This window comes from Neisseria sp. P0022.S009 (genome assembly GCF_051956675.1).
GTDB lineage: Bacteria > Pseudomonadota > Gammaproteobacteria > Burkholderiales > Neisseriaceae > Neisseria.
In genome coordinates this window covers 165,553-187,680 of record NZ_JBQCXE010000002.1, presented here as the reverse complement: position 1 = coordinate 187,680, position 22,128 = coordinate 165,553, and the positions used below count along the sequence as shown (strand labels likewise).

Here is a 22,128-nt window from a genome sequence, read left to right as displayed (position 1 = left end):
CTTGACGTAATCCATTTTTATTATGTTTTTAATATTGAGACAGACTTTAAGTTGCAACCCAATATCTATTGGGGTATAGTGATTACTCTTATCAACATGAAACTAAGAAGGAATAAATGATGACTGGCAAATTAGATCAAATCAGCGGTGAAGTAAAAGAGAAAGCCGGCGAAGTTCTTGACGATTCCAAACTCAAAGCTGAAGGCGTAGTTCAACAAGGCGTCGGTAAGACAAAAGAAGTTGCTGCGGATGCTAAAGAAAAAGCAGAAAACTTTGCAGGCGAGGCTAAAGAAAAAGTAGAAAACTTTGCAGGTGAAGCTAAAGAAAAAGCAGCTCATTTAGCCGGTGAAGCCAAAGAGAAAGTAGCACACTTGGCTGAAGAAGCCAAAGAAAAAGCTGAAGGCTTGATTAATGATATTAAAAGCAAATTTTAATATTTAAAGAATAAAAGGCCGTCTGAAAGATTTTTCAGACGGCCTTTGTTTATGGTTTTAAAGTTTAGGCAAACTGTTTGCCAAATTCGATAAACTCGTCTTTTTTGGCTTTGGCTTTGCCGGAGTCGATGGCTTCTTGCGCGGCTTTGACACCGTCCGCCAGCGATGCGACCACATTTCCTGCGTAGAGCGCGGCGGCTGCATTGAGGACGACGATGTCGCGTGCGGCACCGACTTTGCCATCCAGCACTTCGTTCATTTTTTGCAGGGATTCTTGCGCGTTTTCGACTTTGATTTCGTCCAAATTGCGGCGGATTTCCATGCCGAAATCGGCCGGGCTGATATCGTATTCGGTGATTTTGCCGTCTTTCAGTTCGGCAACGCGGGTTTTGCCGGTCAGCGTGATTTCATCCAAACCGCCTTCGCCGCACACAACCAAAACATGTTTGGAACCAAGCTGTTGCAATACGCGGGAAAGAATGCCGCACAAGTCGATGTGGAACACGCCCAAGAGTTGGTTTGCCGCGCCGGCAGGATTGGTCAGTGGGCCCAAGATATTGAAGATGCTGCGGAATCCGAGCGAACGGCGGACAGGGGCAACATAGCGCATGGCGCTGTGATGGTTGGGCGCGAACATAAAGCCGATGCCGGTTTGCTGAATGCTTTGGGCAACCTGTTCGGGGTTGAGATTGAGGTTGGCGCCCATTTGTTCCATGACATCGGCAGCGCCGCTGGATGAAGAAACGGAGCGACCGCCGTGTTTGGCAACTTGCGCGCCTGCCGCAGCCGCGACAAACATAGAAGTCGTGGAAATATTGAAAGTTTTGGCACCATCGCCGCCCGTGCCGACAATATCGACCAAGTCATCGGCGTTTTCCAGCGGCACTTTAGTGGCAAATTCGCGCATCACGCTGGCTGCGGCGGTAATCTCGGAAACGGTTTCAACTTTAATCCGCAGGCCGGTCAGGATGGCGGCGATTTGCTCGGGCGGAACTTGGCCGCTCATGATTTGGCGCATGAGGTCGGTCATTTCATCGTAGAAAAGTTCGTTATTGCTGATGAGGCGTTCAATCGCTTGTTGAGGGGTAATCATGATTGTTCCTTTGTTCGTGTCCGATGTGATTCAGGCCGTCTGAAAGGAGTTTGAACACTGTCAAACTCCTTTCAGACGGCCTTTCATTAAGATTTTTGCGGGCGATAGTCTTTGAATTCTTCCAAGAAGTTTTTCAGCATATCGTGGCCGTGTTCGGTCAGTAGGGCTTCGGGGTGGAACTGTACGCCTTCGACAGCATATTCTTTGTGGCGTACTCCCATGATTTCTCCGTCTTCCGTCCATGCGGTAATTTCGAGGCAGTCGGGCAGGGTGGCGCGGTCGATGGCCAGGCTGTGGTAGCGCGTGCAGTTAACCGGATTGGGCAGGCCTTTAAACATGCCTGTGCCGTGATGGAAAACGGGGGAGACTTTGCCGTGCATCATTGTTTGCGCGCGCACGACATTGCCGCCGAACGCTTCGCCCATGGTTTGATGGCCGAGGCACACGCCCATGACGGGCAGCCTGCCAGCAAAGTGCTGCATGGCCGCAACAGAAATGCCTGCTTCTTTCGGTGAGCAAGGGCCCGGGCCGATGACCAGATATTGCGGTTTCAGGGCTTCGATTTCTTCGAGGGTGATTTCATCGTTGCAGCGTACCAAAACTTCCTGCCCCAGTTCGGCAAAGTATTGAACGATGTTGTAGGTGAAGCTGTCGTAGTTATCAATGAATAAAAGCATTTGCAAACCTTTAATGACATTTCGGCAGACAGGGTAAGGCCTGCCAAAAGTGTAAAAACCGTTTATATTTGCATAATATCACAATCTTCCCCTAAAGGCCGTCTGAAACGGCGGATAAGACAAAACAGCTAAAAAATGCTATGCTTTACGCTTTGAACCTAATCTGTTTGAAGTGATGAAAAAGTATCTTATCCCGACTGCCGCCGTCGTTATCGCCGCTGCGCTCGGCACGCCTTACTATCTCGGTGTCAAAGCGGAAGAAAGCCTGACCGAGCAACAAAAGCTGTTGCAGGAATCCGGTTTCCTGACCGTTGAATCCCACCAATACGATCGCGGCTGGTTCAGTTCGACCGAGACGACCGTCATCCGCCTCAAGCCGACCCTGCTTCAAAATACGCAAAAATACCTGCCGGACAATTTGAAAACCGTCCTGCAAGAGCCGATTACGGTCATCAACCACGTAACACACGGCCCGTTTGCCGGCGGCTTCGGCACGCGCGCACACGTGGAAACCGAGTTCCAATACCATCCGGAAACCAAAAAAGTTTTAGACCGCTTCTTCGGCCAGCAAACGCCGTTGACCATGACCAATACGGTTTACCTTTCCGGCGACGGCAAACTCAGCCTCAATATCCCCGCCTTCGACTACGAAGAGCTTTCCGGTATCAAGCTCAATTGGAAAGGCTTTAGCGGCAATACCGATTACAGCCAAGGCTTCAAAAGCTATCGCCACGATTACCTTGCGCCGTCTTTGCAAGTCAAATTGGCCGACAAAGGCGATGTGTCTTTGGAAAACCTGCGCTTCGAATCCGAAACAGAAGACGGCCTGACCAAACTTTCTTTGGGCAAGAGCAGCATTACGCTGGATAAATTCCTGCTGCAATGGAAAGAAAACATCGATTACAACGTTAAGTTGAACGAGTTGGTCAACCTCGTAACCAACCTGCAAATCGGTGCATTCATCAATCCGACCGGCACGATTGCTCCGTCTAAAATCGAAGTCAACAAACTGCGTTTCGATACCCAGACCGGCGAAGTCGATAAATTCATCAACAGCGAAGGCCGCTTCCAATTTGAAAGCCTGACCTATGGCGAAGACAAATACGGCCCTCTGGATATTAATGTCTCTGCCGAGCATTTGGATGCCGCATCACTTCTGGCATTGAAAAACAAAATTGCCGAAGTGTCCGTGAAGAAAATGAGCGAAGAGGAAATTCAGGCTTCTTTGCTTCAGACGGCCAAAAACGAGGCTTCAGGCCTGTTTACCAACAATCCGGTTTTAAACGTCAAAACTTTCAAATTTACCATGCCTAATGGTGATGTCGATGTCAGCGGAAAGCTTGCCTTTAAAGGCTTGACGGCCAAAGACCTCAACAGCCTGGGCGATATGCTGAAGAAAACCGAAGCTGACTTCAACATGAGCGTACCTCAAAAATTGTTGGAGCAGCTCGCCGTCAACCAAGCCAGCAGCCTGTTTAGCGTCAATGCCGAAGATGAAGCCGCAGGCCGTGCCAGCATCGACGATATCAACGAGACCTTGCGCCTGATGGTAGACAGCACCATTAAAAGCATGGCAAGAGAAAAATATTTGACCTTAGAAGACGATAATGTCAAAACCCATCTGACTCTGCAAAACAGCGAGTTGAAATTAAACGGAAAAGTCCTTCAAAGCGACCCGGAACCCGAGTTTGACGAATCAGACTTTCCCAATAACTAATCCTCAATCACACAAACAGCGGTTTTAGCTTCACTGAAGTTAAAACCGCAAATCAACCCACAATCAAAAAGGAAACCCATGTTCCGTACCATGCTCGGCGGCAAAATCCACCGTGCCACCGTTACCGAAGCCGACCTCAACTACGTCGGCAGCATTACCGTTGACCAAGACCTGCTGGATGCGGCAGGTATTTGCGTGAACGAAAAAGTCGCCATCGTCAATAATAACAACGGCGAACGTCTTGAAACCTACACCATCCCCGGCGAACGCGGCAGCGGCGTTGTTTGCCTCAATGGCGCGGCCGCGCGTTTGGTTCAAAAAGGCGACGTCGTGATCATCATGTCTTACGTCATGTTGTCCGAACCCGAAATTGCAGCGCATGAGCCGAAAGTCGTCCTCGTCGATGAGAACAACAAAATCCGCGACGTGATTTCTTATGAGCCGCCGCACACCGTGTTGTAATATTCAAACAAAGGCCGTCTGAAACGTTTCAGACGGCCTGTTTCCCAAATTCAACTTATCTGAAAGGCTTTGCCGTGAATATCCAAATCAACAACATCACCGTCAGCAACGATGCGCCCTTTACCCTTTTCGGCGGCATCAATGTCCTTGAAGACCTCGACTCTACGCTGAAAGCCTGTGAGCAATACGTTAAAGTAACCGATAAACTCGGCATCCCTTACGTGTTCAAAGCCTCTTTCGACAAGGCAAACCGCTCTTCCATCCACTCTTTCCGCGGTGTGGGTTTGGATGAAGGTATGAAGATTTTTCAAGCGGTAAAACGCGAGTTTAACGTTCCCGTGATTACCGACGTTCACGAGCCTTACCAATGCCAGCCGGTTGCCGAAGTCTGCGATGTCATCCAGCTGCCAGCATTCTTGGCACGCCAAACCGATTTGGTGGTGGCAATGGCGAAAACCGGCAATGTCATCAACATCAAAAAGCCGCAATTCCTCAGCCCGTCTCAAATGAAAAACATTGTGGAGAAATTCCAAGAAGCAGGCAACGAGCAAATCATTTTGTGCGAACGCGGCGCAAACTTCGGCTACGACAACTTGGTGGTCGATATGCTCGGTTTTGGCGTGATGAAAAAAACGTGTCACAACCTGCCCGTTATTTTTGACGTAACCCATTCCCTGCAAACGCGCGAATCCGGTGCCGCCGCATCAGGCGGCCGTCGCGCCCAAGTATTGGACTTGGCGCTTGCCGGCATGGCAACCCGATTGGCCGGTTTGTTCCTCGAATCCCATGCCAATCCCGACCAAGCCAAATGCGATGGCCCAAGCGCACTGCCGCTTGCGCAATTGGAAGATTTCCTGACCCGTGTTAAAGCAATCGATGAAACCGTGAAATCGTTTGCACCTATGGATATTCGTTAAGGGTCAATCAATAAAAAGGCCGTCTGAAAGCAGTTTCAGACGGCCTTTTTATTGGCATTACTGTCCGCGCAAAAACAGTGCGTCCAATTCTTTTAAAGTCAGTTTGACCCAAGTCGGACGGCCGTGATTACACTGGTTGCTGCGCGGCGTATTTTCCATATCGCGCAGGAGGGCGTTCATTTCCGGCAGGGTAAGCTGGCGGCCGGCACGGACGGAGCCGTGGCAGGACATGGTGGCGAGGATGTGGTTTTCGTGTTCTTCGATGGTTTGGCTGCTGCCGACTTGGGCGAGTTCGCCCAAAACGTCTTTCGCCAGCGAAACGACGTCGGCTTTGCCGAGCATGGCGGGAACTGCACGGACGGCAAGGGTATTGCCGCCCATGTCGGACAATTCCAGCCCGAAGCCTGCCAGCGTTTCGGCATGATCGGCGAGGGCGGCGCATTCTTCGTGGGACGCGGCAAAGGTTACGGGAATAAGCAGGCGTTGGCTTTGCAGGTTGCCGTTTTCCTGACGTTGGCGTTTCATTTTCTCGTAGTTGACGCGTTCGGCGGCAGCGTGCATATCGATGAGCAACAGGCTGTCTTCGGCTTGGGCAAGGATGTAGATGCCTAATAATTGGGCAATGGCAAAGCCGAGCGGCGGCAGTTCGGATTGTGATGGAAGGCCGTCTGAAAGCGGCGTATCTGTTTTTTGGGTAGGGAGTTCAGACGGCATATTGCCGAAACGTGCCTGCTCGAATTGGCTCAACTCAAGGTCTATGTCGTCGGTTTTTTTGTAGAGCTCAGCATAAGTATTCATGGCCGCGCGGCTTTCGCGCAGGGACAGGCTGCGTTGTTGCGGCGAGCGTGCGGCTTGGTAAGGCATGGGCGCGGTTTTGCCTGATGAACCAAAGGCATTGCGTGTGTCGGATTTGTTGCCTGTCGGGTAGTTGGATGCGCCATCAAACAGATTTTCACTGTCGTTTTCAGACGGCATTGGTGCAGGCGTAACGCCGGTAATGTCATGCAACACTTCGCCTGCGTTGCTGACGCTTTCGGTCAAGTCGGCACGCGTGTCGGCAAGGACTTTGTTGAGCGTGTGGAACACGAGTTGGTGCACCTGCTGGCTGTCGCGGAAGCGGATTTCGGTTTTGGTCGGGTGGACGTTGACGTCAACGGCTTCGGGCGGCAGGTCAAGAAAGAGGACGAAAGCAGGCGTCAGTGCGTTGTGCAATACGTCACGGTATGCCTGCTTGACGGCATGGAGCATGACTTTGTCGCGAACAAAACGATGATTGACGAAGCAGTATTGTTTATCGGTTTTGCCTTTGGCGAAAGTCGGCTTGGCAATCGCGCCATAGAGCCGCAGCGCGCCATTGCCGCTGTCAATTTCCAATGAGGCCGTCTGAAAATCATCGCCGACAATGGCAGCAATACGCTCGTGCAGGCTTTGTGCAGGAAGTTTGAATACTTGTTTGCCGTCGCGTTTGAGTGAGAAGGCAATGTGCGGATGCGCCAGCGCGAGGCGTTCGAGCATGGTGGCGCAGTGGGCGTATTCGGTGTTTTCGGATTTGAGGAACTTGCGCCGCGCGGGGGTGTTGAAGAAGAGTTCGGCAGCTTCGATGGTGGTGCCGACGGGGTGGGCGGCTGCGGTGGGGCTGCTGAGTTTGCCGTCTTCGGCTTTAACTTGGGTCGCGTGCGTGCTGTCTTCTTGACGGCTGGTCAGGGTCAGGCGGCTGACGGAGGCGATACTGGCCAAGCCTTCGCCGCGAAAGCCCATGCTGGCAACGTGTTCCAAATCGTTTAAGGTTTTGATTTTGCTGGTGGCGTGGCGGTGGAGCGCGAGTTCGATGTCGTCCGGATGGATACCGCTGCCGTTGTCGCTGACGCGGATCAGGCGGATGCCGCCACCGGCCAGCTCAACATCAATCGCTGTCGCGCCTGCATCGATACTGTTTTCAACAATTTCTTTCAAGGCGTTGGCAGGGCGTTCGACCACTTCGCCGGCGGCGATTTGGTTGACAAGATGGTCGGGCAGGGCGGCAATTCGGGACATCGGTTTCTTTCAAAAAAGCAACGGCGGAAGGGGAAATTACAGGTATTTGCGCATCAATTCGCATTCGACGCGGACGGTTTTGTTTAACTGCAACACGGCAGTGCCGAGCGATTCGTAGCGGTTGAGGCGATAGAAAGGCACGGAATTGAGCGAGGCATACAGTTTGAGAAAGCTGAGGCCTGCATTTCGTGCCATTTCTTCGGCGCGGCTGAGCAGGGCCGTGCCCAAGCCGAGATTGTGGAAGAGCGGATGGACGTATAAGGCATCCAGTTGCGCTTCTTTGAAATCGACTTGGAAGAAGCCTTGAATCAGCCCTTTGTATTCGACCACCCACAAGGCTTTGTTTTTATCGGAGATGGTTTCCAAATAGCTGTTGATGTCGAGCAGACTTTCCCATGCGTGCATAATGGTTTCATCGTAACTGCGGATGCAGGCATATTGAACGGCATGCAGATGGGCGTTGTGTATGGCTTGGCAGTCTTTTTCGGTTGCCGGACGGAGGATGGTCAGAAGGCTCATGGCGGATGGTCGGAAAAATTGATTTCAGACGGCCTTTAGCAATCAAAGGCCGTCTGAAAAAAGTGGGAAAGGTTACAGGCTTTGATGCAAGGTTTGTGCGGTTTGGAACGCGTTGTCCGCATCGTTGGCCAAGACGGTAAAGTGGCCCATTTTTCGGCCTTTGCGCGCGGCTTTTTTACCGTAAAGATGCAGATGTGCATTCGGGTTGCTTTGCAGCGGCAGCCATTCGGGTTCGCCGCCGTTTTCTTTCCAAACGTCGCCCAAAATATTCGCCATACAGCAAGAACTCAGCAGTTTGGTGTCAGCCGGAGGCAGGTTGCACATCAGGCGGACCTGTTGCTGGAATTGGTCTGCCGCGCAGGCATCGATAGTGTGGTGGCCGGAATTGTGCGGACGCGGTGCGATTTCGTTGACGACCAATTCATGTGTGTCGCCGACAACAAACATTTCTACCGCCAATACGCCGACGTAGTTCAATTCATCGGCCAAACGTTGTGCCATCTGCCGCGCCTGTTGCTGAATGTCGGCACTCAGTCGGGCAGGGACGATGGAATAGGCGAGGATGCCGTTTTCGTGAATGTTTTCGGCAGGATCGAAGGTTTGCACGTTGTCATTGTTCAGACGGCATACGATAACGGAAATTTCACCACGCAAGTCCACCATTTTTTCCAAAACGCAATCCACACCACCGTGTTCAGCAAATGCGGCTTTGAGTTCATCCAATGTTTTAACGCGGATTTGGCCTTTGCCGTCATAGCCCAAAGTGGCAGTTTTCAAGATGCCGGGCAGAAATTGTACGCTTTCTTCAGTGATGTCTTCGGTTTTGCAAACTGCTTGATACGGCGCGGTTTGCAGGCCTGCTTTGCGTATCCATGCCTTTTCCTGAATGCGGTTTTGCGCGATGGCAACGCAGTCGCCGCTGGGGGAAACATTGGTGTGTTTGGCGAGAAAACGCATCGCATCGGCATTGACGTTTTCAAACTCGGTCGTAACCGCCGCACATTTTGCCAATTCTTCCAAAGCGGCCGAATCATCAAACGGTGCGCACAAATGGCGGTCGGCAAATTCCGCTGCCGGCGCGTTCGGGTCGGGATCGAGTACGGTTACTTTGTAGCCCATGGTTTTGGCAGCAACAGTAAACATTCTGCCTAATTGTCCGCCGCCGAGGATGCCGAGCATGGCAGGAGGGAGGATGGGGGATGTGTTCATGGATAATCGCTTTATGAGGAAATTGGGTAGGGTGTTTGCAGGCCGTCTGAACATGGTTTATGGCTTCAGACGGCTTGATGTTTTAAAGCTTGCCGATAAATTGCGGCGGAACGTTTTCAGTTAACCATACGCCGTTGTCCGCCAGATAAAATTGATGTTCTGCCGCAAGCATGGCGACAGTGTCGATGGTCAATACAACCGGCTTGCCGTGGCGGGAGCCGACTTTGACGGCTGTTTCGGCATCGGCAGACAGATGAACAAAATGGCGCGAGGCAGAATGCAGGCCTTGCTCCAAAATAGACGGAACAGAGCGTTCAGCCGTACCGTGATACAAAATCTGAGGAGGCGTCGCCACTTTGTGTTCGACCTGAACTTGTGCCGTCGAATGACCTTGCGCCGCGCGGATGCGTTTGCCGTCTTCAGAAAGGGTAAACCGTTTTTTATCGTTGTTTTCGACCACTTCCAACAATATTTCGTAGGTCAGCGGATTGCCCGTAAAGCCGCGCTCAGGATGGTTTGCCTGTGTCAGTAGGCTATCAATATCCACCCAGCCGTCTTTATCCAAAGTAATACCGATTTGCTCGGGATGATGACGCAAGATAAAGCTGAGAAATTTGCTGATGGATTTTAGTTGTTTTTCGTTGAGTATCATAATCTTGTTGTTTAGTCATTTCAGAGCGCAGGCCGTCTGAAAATTATTTATCCAACCCTTCCTGCACCATTTGCGCTGCGCGGATTACTGCCCGGGCTTTGTTTTGGGTTTCCTGCCATTCGGATGTCGGGTTGGAATCGGCAACTACGCCTGCGCCGCTTTGGACGAAGAGGGTATTGTTTTTAATCACAGCGGTGCGGATGGCAATGGCCAAATCCATGTCGTTGTTGAAACTCCATACGCCGACTGCGCCGCCGTAGATGCCGCGTTTGCTCGGTTCGACTTCTTCGATGATTTCCATGGCGCGGACTTTGGGGGCGCCAGAGAGTGTGCCGGCGGGGAACGTGGCGGCGAGGATGTCCATGTTGGTGATGCCGTCTTTCAGACGGCCTTCGACGTTGGAGACGATGTGCATCACATGGGAGTATTTTTCAATCACCATTTTGTCGGTGACTTTGACTTCTCCGGTTTTACTGATACGGCCGACGTCGTTGCGTCCTAGGTCAATCAACATGACGTGTTCGGCAATTTCTTTGGCATCGCTCAGCAGGTCTTGTTCGTTGGCAAGGTCTTCGGCGGGTGTTTTACCGCGCAGGCGCGTGCCGGCGATAGGGCGGACGATGACGTCGTCACGTTCGCGGCGGACGAGGATTTCGGGCGAAGAGCCGACAATATGGAAATCGCCGAAATCGTAGTAGAACATATACGGCGATGGGTTCAGTGTACGCAGGGCGCGGTAGAGGGCAAGCGGATTGTCGGTAAATTCCATGCTCATGCGTTGGCTGGGGACAACCTGCATGCAGTCGCCTGCAAAGATGTAGTCTTTGATTTTGTTGACGCAGGCTTTGAAAGGTTCTTCTCTAAATTCGCTGACTGCTTGGGTTTGTTTGCTGCCGAGCGAGAGCGGGATGGCGCAGCTTTGGCGTAACTGGGTACGGATGTCTTCAAGACGTTCGCGCGCGTGTTCGTAGCCGTTGGCTTGAGACGGATCGGCGTAAACAATCAGGTAGATTTTGCCGCTTAGGTTATCCACTACGGCAAGCTCTTGCGAGAGCATCAGGAGGATGTCGGGCGTACCGAGCGGATCGGCTTTGGCCGTATGTTTCAGGCGGTGGGCAAAATGTTCGAAATTGTAGATGGTTTCATAACCGAAGTAGCCGACCAGGCCGCCGGTAAAGCGCGGCAGGCTTGGGATTTCGGGCGTTTTGAAGCGGTTGTGGAAGGCTTCGATAAAGGGCAGGGGATTGCCGTCGTGTTGTTCGACGATTTCGCCGTTTTGATACACATCGACATGTTTGCCGCTGGTTTTGAGATAGTGGCTGCAAGGCAGGCCGATGAAGGAATAGCGGCCGAAGCGTTCGCCACCGACAACGGATTCGAGCAGGTAGGTGAAAGGCTTGTTGGCTAGTTTGAGGTAGATTGAGAGCGGTGTATCCAAATCGGCAAGCAGCTCTTGAACGAGTGGAATGCGGTTGTAACCTTGTGCGGCTTGTGCTTGGTATTCTTGTTTGCTGATCATCTTGATAAGTCTTTCAGACGGCCTGTTTCAGGGTGTTAAATCGTGTGAAGAGTATAGCATTTTATTGGAATTGTTGACAGTCTGAGCGCCATGTCAGATATGGAAAACGCCGTCTGAAAAAGACGGCGTAAGGTATCAGGCAAGGGGATCGGAAATTTTGTTTTTCCGGCTCCGCTTCCACTTGAAGATATAAGCGGCAATAACGGGAATCAGGGCGATAATGGATTTGAATGTCCAGCCTGAATACCATGTGCCTTCGGGAACGTCGCTTGCAAGCCAAGTGAAGTAGGGCCACCAGCAGGCAACCAGGCTACCGAGAAACAGCGGCCAAATATGACGGCTTAAGTTGCGTTGCCACAAGAAGAAGCATGCAATCGCCCAAATAAAGGTCAATACGGTAATCAGGAGGATGGTGTAGGCATCTGAAATCAGGATGGCGGCGAAGTAGTAGCTGAGTGCGACCCATAATAGGGCAAGTACCAAAACAATAATTTCTTCCGGGCGTTTAAACATGATTTTTCTCTTTGTAAGACTGACAAGGCGACAATACTATACCCTAAACAAGAAGCGATGATAAGAGTCTTTCAGACGGCCTTGTAATTGGGTTTGCTATAATGTGTGCAATCTATTTTTTGGAAAGGACAAACCATGACGGCAAACTTTCAAGAAACGCTGAAGGCTTTGGGCAAACAGGCGAAAAAGGAAGCTGCGGAGCGGGAGGCGGAAGCGAAGGCTAAAAAGCAGGCGGAAGATGTGGATTTCAGCAAGTCGGTTGGCAAGGTTACGCCGTTGAAAAATGCCGGCAACTATTATGAACAGCTCCGCGATAAATCGCCTATCAAACCGCGACCTAAAGAAATGGCGACTTTGGAGCAGGAAGATTATTTTTATGTGGGCAGCGGCGGCTGGGATGAACCGCCGGCTTCGTTCAGTAAAAACGGACAGGGAAAAAATGATTTGATGCGTTTGCGAAACGGCCATTATCCTGTGGTAGCGGATGTGGATTTGCATGGCTATACGCAGGAAGAGGCGCAGCAGGTATTGAACGAGTTTATCGAGTTTACGAAAAAACGCGGCGTTTGCGGCGAGATTGTCCACGGCAGCGGCTTGGGTTCTTCAGGCTATAAACCGGTTCTGAAAAATATGACGCGCCGCTGGTTGATGCAGCATCCTGACGTATTGGCTTATGTCGAGCCTCGACAAGGCAATGATGGCGCAGTTAGAATCTTGTTGAAACGCCAACGCCGAGATGATGATTGGAAGCAGTAAAATAAAAAAGCAGTGTCAGTAAGATGACACTGCTTTTTTATGGTTGTCAGACTAAGAAGATTTCTTTTTGGAAACCGATTCGCAACCTTTTCCATTGGTCATTGTGGTTTTAGAATCTTTGGCAGAATTAATATCAGTACATTTGTAAGCATTGCCCAAGCTATCCATCCAAACGGAAAGAGTATAGCCTGTTTTTGTGGGAATGGCTTTCAAACGATAGGCACGAGTGTTGGCATCAATCATTTCGGCAGAGTATTGGTATTTGTCTGCCAAATCTTTATGGCCTTTATATGAGGAAATAAAGTCATCCAATTTCTTTTTAATCTCATCAGTTTTCCACTTTGGATTTTTAACCATCTGGTTTTTAAAAGCAGAATTGATGGCGACTAACTCGGCATGCGCTTGTGATTGGTAGCCGCGTTCAATGTAGCGGTTGTAAGAGGGAATGGCAATCACGCTCAGGATGGCTAAGATGGCGACGGCAATCATCATCTCAACCAGCGTAAAGCCTAGTTGTTGGGTAGAGGTGGTATTCATTATATTATTCGCTGGCAACGTAAGACTGAAGAACGACTTGGGTATTAGCATTCTTACCCCATGCTTTGGCAGTAACGCGGTAGGTAATTCGACCCTCAGTAGTTTTACCTAAATATTCGATAATGTAGCGGGGATTTTTTGCAATGCCGCTATTTTTACCTAGAGAGTATTCTTTACCGTTGGTATCGATGCAAAGATTTTGATTTTTATCACATTTTCTTTTCCAGGCATCTTCAGTAGCGGTTTCTTCGATGGCTTCGCTGTCAGATTTTACGTTAGGTGTGGCGCAAAAACCATCTTTACACTCTTTGGTAAAATTAGTCTTTTTCCCTTCAATATCAAAAATTTGATTTTCACCTTCACGCAATGCGGCTTCGGCCAAGGTGGTTGCCAGTTTGCGGTCAGCATCGTTGGTGCTGATACGCTGTTCAGTATTGTAGGACTGGGTGGCTGTGACCACGAGCAGGGCGATGACGATCATCATCATTAAGACGATAAACAAAGCATAGCCTTGTTGCCGGTCAGGTTTTATTAGAGTGATCGGTCGGCGCATACGTTTCCTCCACGGATGGTGGCATTAATATTGTAGATATCGACTTTATTGTCTTGTTCTTTCGATGGGTCGATACTGCCGTTATTCAGTACGATTTGGATTGAGGCAGGAGACTTGGCTTCAGCTGAGCTATCCAATGCGGTTTTGTAATCAAAGGATTCTGTATTTACTCCGCTGGCAGAGGCATTTTCAGAATGAGGACATTCTGCATAGATATAGTGGATATCCATAGCAGTGATGCCTTTAATCAGTAGCTGCGGATTACCCCATGAGCCATCATCTGATAATTGGAAACGGAATAAGCCACTCTCTTCACCAAGTTTACCGACGGCATAGGCAATCATTTCATGCTTCATGATGGCGATACTGCCGTTTTGATCAGAGTAGGTCATTTTCAAAGCCGTTTTTGCCGCATTCAAATCTTTAATTTCTGTTTGAGGTTTGGCAATACCGAAACAGCTGCTGACAATGGCAGTTTTTGCAGCAGGGTTTGCTTTGTCGATTCCATATTGAAACAGCAGGGCTTTGCCGGTTTGAGCAAAGCCTGCATAGCCTAATTTATTGATTTCTTTAATCGGTAACAGATTATTCACACCGGCTGTTTTCAATGTGTATTCATCTGAGCTTTTGTCTTCTGTTACTGCAGAGGCAGGAAAATTCGACATATTGAAGCAGCCGAAATTGCCTGCCATACGCGCATCGCGGACGATCATGTTGGCGGCGTTGCGCAAATCTTGTTGGATACCGATACGGGTGTTGGCAGATTTGTTCAATCCGCGTGCAGTAAAGTAGGTGGAGCTGACAGCCATTAAGACAATCATACTGAGCAGGCTGGCAACCAGAAATTCAAGGATGCTGAAACCGCGAATGGCGGTTTTATTGGGAATATGGTTGAGTAAGCGTTTATTGTTCATTATTAGTCTCTTACGCGTGATTGGTAGGTATAGACAACGTGATGCCCCGATGTGTTGAGATTTTTTGAAGTATTCTCTTCTTCGACATCTTGCAACCATAAAACTTTCACGATGGTCGTGTCGCCTTTGCCATCGCATTTTGCGTTAAACCCCTTTTCGTAAGTCGGCTCTGTACCGGAAGAATCTTTGCAGATGGTCGAGAAGACTTGGGCTTCGGGAAGGGCTTTGGCTAAATCGGCTTTAAATTGGGCAATTTGAGCTTGCGCAAGTTGCGCTTTCGTCATTTTGTCTTTAAATTCCGTAGCTTGCTTTGAGCCTTTCAGCTGTTCAGAGCTTGATGTGATGTAAGCATCGTAGGATTTTTTATAACGGGAGGTTTTGTCGCCTGCTGAATTGGTTTCTTCAGAGAGCGTCGGGTTAATGAGCATGCCTTCGATTAGATTTTGCGTAATTTGGGCGACTGTAGTCTGATTTTCAGACTCACGCACGTTGGATACGGTACGCAATTGAACAGCCAGAAGAGCCAGCACACCGATGGCAAGTACAAACATAGCAATTAAAACTTCAATCAGGGTCATGCCTGATTGAAGTTTTGGAGTAAAGTTTGTTGAGCTCGCTTTCAGACGGCCCTTAAATGATCTGAGATGAGTAGGATTAGTAATGTTCATAAGATACCGTTGTTATTATTTGGAAGTGTATTCGCATATTTTGCGCTCATCGTTTTTAGCACAGATTTCGACATGCCCATTGCCATTGATTAAAAGTACGGTAGCACGGGCTTTCTTGGTTTCAGCATCGGCGGCGGATTTATCCGTCAGGCTGATTTTGATGTGGCCGTCTGAAAATTGATAATTCTTGCCATCGGTTGAATGGCCAAATGTACCATTGGGCAGGAATCTCCACCAGACTTCTTTTGAAGCTGAGGTCGAGAGGGCGGAACGGCCATTACCGATAGGGATATAGTTGAAGCTATATTCCACTTTGTCGGTATCCCCATTAAGGATAATGGAGCGGACGGATAAATCGACTGTATCGTTTTTATAGTTGGAATCTCCGTTTTTATCGGCGTAGGCCAACATACCATTACCGGCATATTTGGAATCGCAACCATTATTGGGCGAGCCATCGGATTTGATTTTGACCGGGCAGATGTAAACGGGAAGATTGAGACGGACCGCCTCATTTCGCGCGAAACGCAGCAGATTGGCAATTTGCTCTGCTTGCGATGCCGCACGTCTGGAGGCAATCCATTGATTCATATTTGGAAATGCGATGACGGCCATTATTGCTGCAATAGTAATGACGATCAGCAACTCAATTAGGGTGAAGCCTTTTTGTGTCTGATACATGAGTGATTTTTGGGTAGTAATGTGTTGGGGTAACCGACGTTTTCTCTTTTTGCATTTGCCTGTGGCAATGCTTTTGCTTTTATTGGATTTATTCTAAACGATTTTGTAATGCGTGACTAATAAAATATGAAATTCGGTTAGTTTTTCAGATAACCTGTCTCAATCTTCCATCAACATGGATTCTGGAACATAGGCAGCATTATCAAATTTGGTAAATTGGCCCATCCAAGTGAGGAACACTTTCCCGACGGGACCGTTACGGTGTTTGCCGATAATACATTCCGCCAAGCCTTTTGCGGGTGATTCTGAGTTGTAGTATTCATCACGATACATGAACATAATTAAGTCGGCATCTTGTTCGATGGCGCCGGATTCACGTAAGTCGGACATCATCGGGCGTTTGTCGGTACGCTGTTCAACGGTACGGCTCAACTGCGACAGGGCAATGACGGGAACTTGCAACTCTTTAGCCAATGCTTTGAGGGAGCGGGAAATTTCGCCAAGCTCGGAAGCGCGGTTGTCAGAACGGCCGGAGCCTGACATTAATTGCAGGTAGTCGATGACGATCAAGCCCAGTTTGCCGTTGAACTGGCGCGCAAGGCGACGGGCGCGGGTGCGCAGTTCGAGCGCGGTCAAGCCCGGAGTTTCATCGATATACATGGGTGCATCGGAAAGTTTAACGACCGCTTCGTTCAGACGGCCCCAGTGTTCGTCTTGCAATCTGCCGGTTTTTAAAACGCTTTGATCCAAACGTCCGACTGAACCCAGCATACGCATAACCAGCTGCGCGCCGCCCATCTCCATCGAGAATACGGCGACAGGCAGCTTGCCCTCTACGGCAACGTGTTCGGCAATGTTGATCGAAAAGGCGGTTTTACCCATAGACGGACGGCCTGCGACGATGATCAAATCACCCGGTTGGAGGCCTGATGTTTTTTTGTCGAGGTCGATAAAACCAGTCGATATGCCGGTTACTTCGTCAGGATTGTCGCGCGAATAAAGCATATCGATGCGCTCGACCACTTCTTTCAGCAGGTCGGGCATCTCAAGGAAGCCTTGTTTGGATTTGGCGGTACTTTCGGCAATTTGGAATACTTTGTTTTCTGCCTCGTCCAAAAGTTGGCCTGCATCGCGCCCTTGCGGATTGTAGGCGCTGCGTGCAATTTCCGTGCCGACTTCGGCAAGCTGGCGCATGATGGAGCGTTCGCGCACGATTTCGGCGTAGCGGCGGATATTGGCTGCGGATGGCGTGTTTTGCGCCAGCGTAATCAGATAGTTGAATCCGCCTGCCGCTTCCAATTCTTCATTGCGTTCCAAACTTTCTTGAACGGTAATGACGTCGGCAGGGCGGCTTTCGTTAATCAGGTTGGCAATGGTACGAAAAATCAGGCGGTGTTCGTGGCGGTAGAAATCTTCGCCGGAAACTACATCGGCAATACGGTCCCAAGCCGAATTTTCCAGCATCAGGCCGCCCAAAACGGATTGCTCCGCTTCTGTGGAATGCGGCGGCAAGGATAATGCGCTGATTTCACGGTCTTCAGACGGTATGTCGGAATAATTGCTCATGACGGGCATCTCTGGCTGGAAAATTGTAATCCGCTATTATAACGCAGTGTAAGTTCAATTGGTTTGTTTAGGCTAAAGCAGGTAAAATAGTCATGTTGTCAATATGACGACGCACACTACCAAAATATAAATATCAACAATCAGGAGCACAAAAATGGAACATAAGCTGCCACAACTGCCTTATGAACTGGACGCATTGTCCCCACATCTGACCAAAGAAACTTTGGAGTTCCACTACGGCAAACACCATCAAACCTACATCACCAACTTGAACAATCAAATCAAAGGCACTGAGTTTGAAGAAATGCCTTTGGAAGAAATCGTGAAAAAATCTTCCGGTGGTATGTTCAACAACGCTGCCCAAACTTGGAACCACACTTTCTACTGGCTGGGCTTTACCCCTAAAGGCCAAGGCAAACCTGCCGGTGAATTGGCTGCGGCCATCGACTCCAAATGGGGCAGCTTCGAGAAATTCCAAGAAGCGTTCAATGCCTGCGCGGCCGGTACTTTCGGTTCCGGTTGGGCATGGTTGGTGAAAACGCCTGCCGGCGAATTGGATCTGGTTTCTACTTCCAATGCAGGTACTCCGCTGACTACTGAAAATACTCCGCTGTTGACTTGCGACGTATGGGAACACGCCTACTACATCGACTACCGCAACAGCCGTCCTAACTACCTGAAAGGTTTTTGGGAAATCGTTAACTGGGATGAAGTTGCCAAACGCTTTGCCGCATAAAACGATATGAATGAAAAGGCCGTCTGAAAGATTTTCAGACGGCCTTTTTGTTGATATTGGATGAGGAAAATGGTTTAGATGAATGTTTTTTCTGTCTGATGCGCAAAATTATCATGGAGCGGACAAAAAGGAAAATGGGAGATTAATGTTACAATATTGTTAACAATTTTTCGATTCCACATGATATGGAATCAGCGTTTGACATACATAAGATAAGAGGATTTTATGAAGTTTTTAGACCGTGAGGCGACCATTGCCCAACCCGGCTTTAATCGTTGGCTGGTACCGCCTGCCGCTTTGGCCGTGCATCTTGCCATCGGACAGATATACGCTTATTCCGTGTTTAATGCGCCTTTAACCAAGCTTATCGGTATCACTGAGTCGGCTGCCGGAGATTGGAAGCTGACCACGGTGGGCTGGATTTTCAGTATTGCCTTGGCGATGTTGGGCGCGTCTGCGGCCATGTTCGGTACATGGATGGAACGCGTTGGGCCGCGTAAGGCGATGTTTGTTGCCGCCTGCTGCTTTAGCTTGGGCTTTTTTGTGTCGGCAATCGGCGTCCATACGCACAATCTGTTTTTGCTTTATTTGGGCAACGGCGTGATTGGCGGGATTGGTTTGGGCTTGGGCTATATCGGGCCTGTATCGACATTGATGAAATGGTTTCCCGATAAACCGGGCATGGCGACAGGCTTGGCGATTATGGGTTTTGGCGGCGGCGCGATGTTGGCTTCGCCTTTGTCGGTATCGCTGATGAGTTTTTTCTCCAGTGAAACTTCGGTTGGCGTTGCGCAGACTTTTGTGGTTTTAGGGTTGTTTTATTTGGTGTTGATGATGTTCGGCGCGTTTACGATCCGTGTACCTGCCGATGGCTGGAAACCTAAAGGTTATGTTGCGCCGAAAAACAAAAGCAAATTGGTCAGCAGCAATCATGTCAATGTCTCACAAGCCATGAAAACGCCGCAATTCTGGCTCTTGTTTTGGGTGTTGTGCTTGAATGTGACGGCCGGTATTGGTGTGTTGGGACAGGCTTCCGTCATGATTCAGGAGCTGTTTTCCGAGGCATCTGTAGGAAAACAAGCGGCCATTGGTGCGGGCGCGGCGGCAGGTTTTGTGAGCCTGTTGAGCCTGTTTAATATGGGCGGCCGCTTTTTGTGGTCCAGTGTGTCCGATAAAATCGGCCGTAAAAATACTTATACCATTTTCTTCGTGCTCGGCTCGCTGTTGTATTTTGCCATTCCGTCTATTGGCGGGAGCGGTAACAAGGCTTTGTTTGTCATTGGTTTCTGCGTCATTATTTCCATGTATGGCGGTGGTTTTGCAGCGATTCCGGCGTATTTGAAGGATTTGTTCGGCACTTATCAAGTCGGTGCAATCCACGGCAGGATTTTGCTGGCATGGTCAACTGCGGCCGTTATTGGTCCGGTATTGGTCAACTATATCCGCCAAAGTCAAATTGAAAGCGGCGTTCCGGCTGCTGAAGCTTATAGTATTACCATGTACATCATGGCGGGTTTGTTGATTGTCGGTTTGCTGTGTAACTTGAGTGTCCGTTCGGTTCATGAAAAGCATCACGAGAAAGACATTAAAGTAGCGGCACATAGCCGCAATCCCGATGATGAAACCGCTGTATCCGATGCCTATCTGATTAGCAAAAAAGTATCAGCGGGCGGTATCGGCGTATGGTGGCGCTGGGCTTTGGTCTGCATTCCTTTGGGCTACGGCGTCATTATGGTTTTTGTGAAAGCCTTAAGTTTGTTTAATTGATTGTTGAAAATGAAAGGCCGTCTGAAAGTTTCAGACGGCCTTTTAAAATGTTAAACAATTAATCTTTCGATACGCTGATGGTATGTTTAATATGTTTTAAATTCGCAACGATGGTAAAAGTCATCATCACCAGTAAAGCCCATGAGCTCCATTTGCTGATGTGTACCGATGCCCACGCGCCGATTTGGTTGGGATAGCGCCAAACGCCGAATAAAGTTCCTAAATTTTCCGCCAGCCAAATGAAAAATCCAATCAGGACGAAAGCGAGCAGGAGCGGCATTTTGCGAGTGGTGTCATAGGGCGTGTATAAGACCGTTGTCCGGGCGTATAGGCCGAGAGCAAAGGCTGCGAGATACCAGCGATAGTCGCCGATATAGTGATGAGTGAAAAAATTGATATAAATCGCCAGCGCGCACAAAGTGCCTAACCAATATGGCGGATGGCTTTTGATTTTGAGGTCAAACAGCCGCCATGCTTGGATAATATAGCTGCCGACCGCGGCATACATAAAGCCCGCAAACAGCGGTACGCCGCCGATTTTGGTATATGCTTCTTCCGGATAGCTCCAGGATTGGATACCGCCTGATGTCTTGAACCACTCTAAAGCAAAGCCGACCAAGTGAAACAGCGTAATCGATTTTACTTCGTCCCAAGTTTCCAGCTTGAAATACAGCATGGCTGCTTGCACGGAGACGGCAAAAATCAGCAGCAGGTCATAGCGCGAAATTCCCAGCCAACCTGTTTTGGGAATAAGAAACATGGCAATGAAAAACAAGCCTGCAAATAAGCAGGCTCGTGCTTCTTTTAAACCAAAAAACCAAAATTCAACGATAAAGCGTCGCCAACCATGCAAATCCTTGCGTTTGGGATGCTCAGTCAGCCAAGTATCCAGTTTGCCCAGCATATTTTCAGACGGCCTCTTTATCTTGATAATGTTTTAGGCAGACTGAATTGGAATGACACGGTTTTGCTTACGTTTTGCGCCACCTTCACAATAGTTGGTTTTGACATAATCTTCAACGATCTGCAAAAACTCGGCAGCGATATTGTCGCCTTTGAGGGTCACTTTGCGTTCGCCGTCTACATAAACCGGCGCAACCGGAGTTTCGCCTGTACCTGGCAGGCTGATACCGATATCGGCAAGCTTGCTCTCGCCCGGGCCATTGACTACGCAACCCATTACGGCAACGTTCAATGATTCAACGCCTGGATACTCAGTGCGCCAAACAGTCATTTTTTGACGTAAATAGTTTTGTACGTCTTGCGCCAATTCTTGGAATACGGTACTGGTGGTACGGCCGCAACCCGGGCAGGCTGTAACCATTGGTGTGAAGGAACGCAAGCCCATGGTTTGCAGGATTTCCTGACCGACAATGACTTCCTGAGTGCGCGAACTGCCGGGCTCGGGGGTTAGGGAGATTCGAATGGTGTCGCCGATACCTTCTTGCAGCAATACAGCCAAGGCAGCGGTAGATGCCACAATACCTTTGCTGCCCATACCGGCCTCAGTCAGACCGAGATGGAGCGGATAGTGGCAACGGCTACCCAATTCGCGGTAAACCTGAATCAAGTCTTGTACGGCGCTGACCTTGCACGACAAAATGATTTTGTCTTCAGGCAAGCCCAAAGCTACGGCTTTTTCTGCCGACTCTAGCGCCGAAACAATCAAAGCCTCTTTCATGATTTCTTCAGGCGGCTTCGGTGTGGCAGAAGCTAGGTTGGCATCCATCATGCGCTTGGCAAGGCTTTGATCAAGCGAACCCCAGTTCACGCCGATGCGTACGGCTTTATTGTTTTCCGCCGCTGTACGAATCATAAAGGCAAATTTCTCATCGCCTTTTGCACCTTTGCCGACATTGCCCGGATTGATGCGGTATTTAGACAGGGCTTTGCCGCACTCGGGAAATTCAGCCAATAAGCGTTCGCCATTGAAATGGAAATCGCCGATCAGGGGCGTGGTATAACCCATATCGTCTAAGCGGCTACGGATTTCGGCGACTTTGGAAGCCGCTTCCGGAGTATTGACCGTGATGCGTACCATTTCCGAGCCGGCATCGCTCAACTCTTTGACTTGTCGGGCGGTTGCTTCTGCATCTGCGGTGTCGGTATTAGTCATAGATTGTACAACGACGGGCGCATCCGAACCAACGATGAGATGATCGATTTGTACTTGATGTGTCAGACGGCGTTTAGGTGTGGTCATT

General features: G+C 49.5%; 23 protein-coding genes. 7 read left to right on the top strand and 16 right to left on the bottom strand.

Annotated features, from left to right (window positions below):
• Window positions 1-116 precede the first annotated feature (116 nt).
• Window positions 117-434, top strand: coding sequence for a CsbD family protein (locus ACTHUG_RS03980; RefSeq protein ID WP_371460129.1), 318 nt, complete (start codon window positions 117-119; stop codon window positions 432-434).
• Window positions 435-498: 64 nt separating this feature from the next.
• Here ACTHUG_RS03980 and trpD read toward each other — a convergent pair whose 3' ends face one another.
• Both trpD and ACTHUG_RS03970 read right to left on the bottom strand, forming a co-directional pair.
• Window positions 499-1,527 (bottom strand): anthranilate phosphoribosyltransferase, encoded by a 1,029-nt coding sequence (gene trpD / locus ACTHUG_RS03975; RefSeq protein WP_107723128.1) that lies wholly within the window; start codon window positions 1,525-1,527, stop codon window positions 499-501.
• An 86-nt stretch (window positions 1,528-1,613) separates the two neighbouring features.
• Entirely contained in the window at window positions 1,614-2,204 is a 591-nt protein-coding gene (locus ACTHUG_RS03970; protein ID WP_250615290.1) for an aminodeoxychorismate/anthranilate synthase component II, read from the bottom strand.
• 175 nt (window positions 2,205-2,379) lie between these two features.
• Between ACTHUG_RS03970 and ACTHUG_RS03965 the strand changes: the two genes are divergently transcribed.
• From ACTHUG_RS03965 to kdsA, 3 genes are all read left to right on the top strand, one after another.
• The gene (locus ACTHUG_RS03965; protein WP_440386287.1) at window positions 2,380-3,921 is read left to right on the top strand and encodes a YdgA family protein; all 1,542 of its coding nucleotides are present in this window, start codon (window positions 2,380-2,382) and stop codon (window positions 3,919-3,921) included.
• A gap of 78 nt (window positions 3,922-3,999) precedes the next feature.
• Window positions 4,000-4,383 (top strand): aspartate 1-decarboxylase, encoded by a 384-nt coding sequence (gene panD / locus ACTHUG_RS03960; RefSeq protein ID WP_128582724.1) that lies wholly within the window; start codon window positions 4,000-4,002, stop codon window positions 4,381-4,383.
• 74 nt (window positions 4,384-4,457) lie between these two features.
• Complete coding sequence (gene kdsA, locus ACTHUG_RS03955) at window positions 4,458-5,300, top strand: 3-deoxy-8-phosphooctulonate synthase (protein ID WP_003747068.1); 843 nt, start codon at window positions 4,458-4,460, stop codon at window positions 5,298-5,300.
• Window positions 5,301-5,357: 57 nt separating this feature from the next.
• On the opposite strand, the gene mutL is transcribed toward kdsA, so the two are convergent.
• The 6 genes from mutL to ACTHUG_RS03925 all read right to left on the bottom strand — a co-directional run bounded on the left by mutL (window position 5,358) and on the right by ACTHUG_RS03925 (window position 11,746).
• Window positions 5,358-7,334 (bottom strand): DNA mismatch repair endonuclease MutL, encoded by a 1,977-nt coding sequence (gene mutL / locus ACTHUG_RS03950; protein ID WP_440386288.1) that lies wholly within the window; start codon window positions 7,332-7,334, stop codon window positions 5,358-5,360.
• Window positions 7,335-7,370: 36 nt separating this feature from the next.
• On the bottom strand, window positions 7,371-7,853 hold the full coding sequence (locus ACTHUG_RS03945; RefSeq protein WP_003747064.1) for a GNAT family N-acetyltransferase: 483 nt from the start codon (window positions 7,851-7,853) through the stop codon (window positions 7,371-7,373).
• A gap of 72 nt (window positions 7,854-7,925) precedes the next feature.
• Window positions 7,926-9,062: a 5-(carboxyamino)imidazole ribonucleotide synthase gene (locus ACTHUG_RS03940; RefSeq protein ID WP_440386289.1), complete on the bottom strand. Its 1,137-nt coding sequence runs from the start codon at window positions 9,060-9,062 to the stop codon at window positions 7,926-7,928.
• 82 nt (window positions 9,063-9,144) lie between these two features.
• The gene (locus ACTHUG_RS03935; protein WP_440386290.1) at window positions 9,145-9,714 is read right to left on the bottom strand and encodes an RNA 2'-phosphotransferase; all 570 of its coding nucleotides are present in this window, start codon (window positions 9,712-9,714) and stop codon (window positions 9,145-9,147) included.
• 43 nt (window positions 9,715-9,757) lie between these two features.
• Window positions 9,758-11,233 (bottom strand): anthranilate synthase component I, encoded by a 1,476-nt coding sequence (trpE, locus tag ACTHUG_RS03930; RefSeq protein WP_440386291.1) that lies wholly within the window; start codon window positions 11,231-11,233, stop codon window positions 9,758-9,760.
• A 135-nt stretch (window positions 11,234-11,368) separates the two neighbouring features.
• Window positions 11,369-11,746, bottom strand: a complete 378-nt coding sequence (locus ACTHUG_RS03925) for a hypothetical protein (RefSeq protein WP_003747049.1) — start codon at window positions 11,744-11,746, stop codon at window positions 11,369-11,371.
• A 135-nt stretch (window positions 11,747-11,881) separates the two neighbouring features.
• On the opposite strand from ACTHUG_RS03925, the gene ACTHUG_RS03920 reads away from it, so the two are divergent.
• Window positions 11,882-12,502 (top strand): Smr/MutS family protein, encoded by a 621-nt coding sequence (locus tag ACTHUG_RS03920; protein WP_440386292.1) that lies wholly within the window; start codon window positions 11,882-11,884, stop codon window positions 12,500-12,502.
• Window positions 12,503-12,553: 51 nt separating this feature from the next.
• On the opposite strand, the gene ACTHUG_RS03915 is transcribed toward ACTHUG_RS03920, so the two are convergent.
• From ACTHUG_RS03915 to dnaB, 6 genes are all read right to left on the bottom strand, one after another.
• A complete protein-coding gene (locus ACTHUG_RS03915; protein ID WP_440386293.1) occupies window positions 12,554-13,039 on the bottom strand; it encodes a PilX family type IV pilin in 486 nt (161 codons plus the stop codon).
• 4 nt (window positions 13,040-13,043) lie between these two features.
• The gene (locus ACTHUG_RS03910) at window positions 13,044-13,592 is read right to left on the bottom strand and encodes a pilus assembly PilX family protein (RefSeq protein WP_049322681.1); all 549 of its coding nucleotides are present in this window, start codon (window positions 13,590-13,592) and stop codon (window positions 13,044-13,046) included.
• Window positions 13,571-14,506: a PilW family protein gene (locus ACTHUG_RS03905; RefSeq protein ID WP_440386294.1), complete on the bottom strand. Its 936-nt coding sequence runs from the start codon at window positions 14,504-14,506 to the stop codon at window positions 13,571-13,573. The genes ACTHUG_RS03910 and ACTHUG_RS03905 overlap by 22 nt, the downstream gene beginning before the upstream one ends.
• A 2-nt stretch (window positions 14,507-14,508) precedes the next feature.
• Window positions 14,509-15,174: a type IV pilus modification protein PilV gene (gene pilV, locus ACTHUG_RS03900; protein ID WP_440386295.1), complete on the bottom strand. Its 666-nt coding sequence runs from the start codon at window positions 15,172-15,174 to the stop codon at window positions 14,509-14,511.
• Window positions 15,175-15,189: 15 nt separating this feature from the next.
• Window positions 15,190-15,855 (bottom strand): GspH/FimT family pseudopilin, encoded by a 666-nt coding sequence (locus ACTHUG_RS03895; RefSeq protein ID WP_440386296.1) that lies wholly within the window; start codon window positions 15,853-15,855, stop codon window positions 15,190-15,192.
• 159 nt (window positions 15,856-16,014) lie between these two features.
• Window positions 16,015-17,430, bottom strand: coding sequence for a replicative DNA helicase (gene dnaB, locus ACTHUG_RS03890; protein WP_440386297.1), 1,416 nt, complete (start codon window positions 17,428-17,430; stop codon window positions 16,015-16,017).
• A 145-nt stretch (window positions 17,431-17,575) separates the two neighbouring features.
• On the opposite strand from dnaB, the gene ACTHUG_RS03885 reads away from it, so the two are divergent.
• The gene (locus tag ACTHUG_RS03885; RefSeq protein ID WP_440386298.1) at window positions 17,576-18,157 is read left to right on the top strand and encodes a superoxide dismutase; all 582 of its coding nucleotides are present in this window, start codon (window positions 17,576-17,578) and stop codon (window positions 18,155-18,157) included.
• Window positions 18,158-18,382: 225 nt separating this feature from the next.
• Window positions 18,383-19,924, top strand: coding sequence for an L-lactate MFS transporter (locus tag ACTHUG_RS03880; RefSeq protein WP_049322676.1), 1,542 nt, complete (start codon window positions 18,383-18,385; stop codon window positions 19,922-19,924).
• 58 nt (window positions 19,925-19,982) lie between these two features.
• On the opposite strand, the gene ACTHUG_RS03875 is transcribed toward ACTHUG_RS03880, so the two are convergent.
• Window positions 19,983-20,828: a DUF817 domain-containing protein gene (locus ACTHUG_RS03875; RefSeq protein WP_036490627.1), complete on the bottom strand. Its 846-nt coding sequence runs from the start codon at window positions 20,826-20,828 to the stop codon at window positions 19,983-19,985.
• 33 nt (window positions 20,829-20,861) lie between these two features.
• Window positions 20,862-22,127, bottom strand: coding sequence for a flavodoxin-dependent (E)-4-hydroxy-3-methylbut-2-enyl-diphosphate synthase (ispG, locus tag ACTHUG_RS03870; RefSeq protein ID WP_070813963.1), 1,266 nt, complete (start codon window positions 22,125-22,127; stop codon window positions 20,862-20,864).
• Between the last annotated feature and the right edge of the window lies 1 nt (window position 22,128).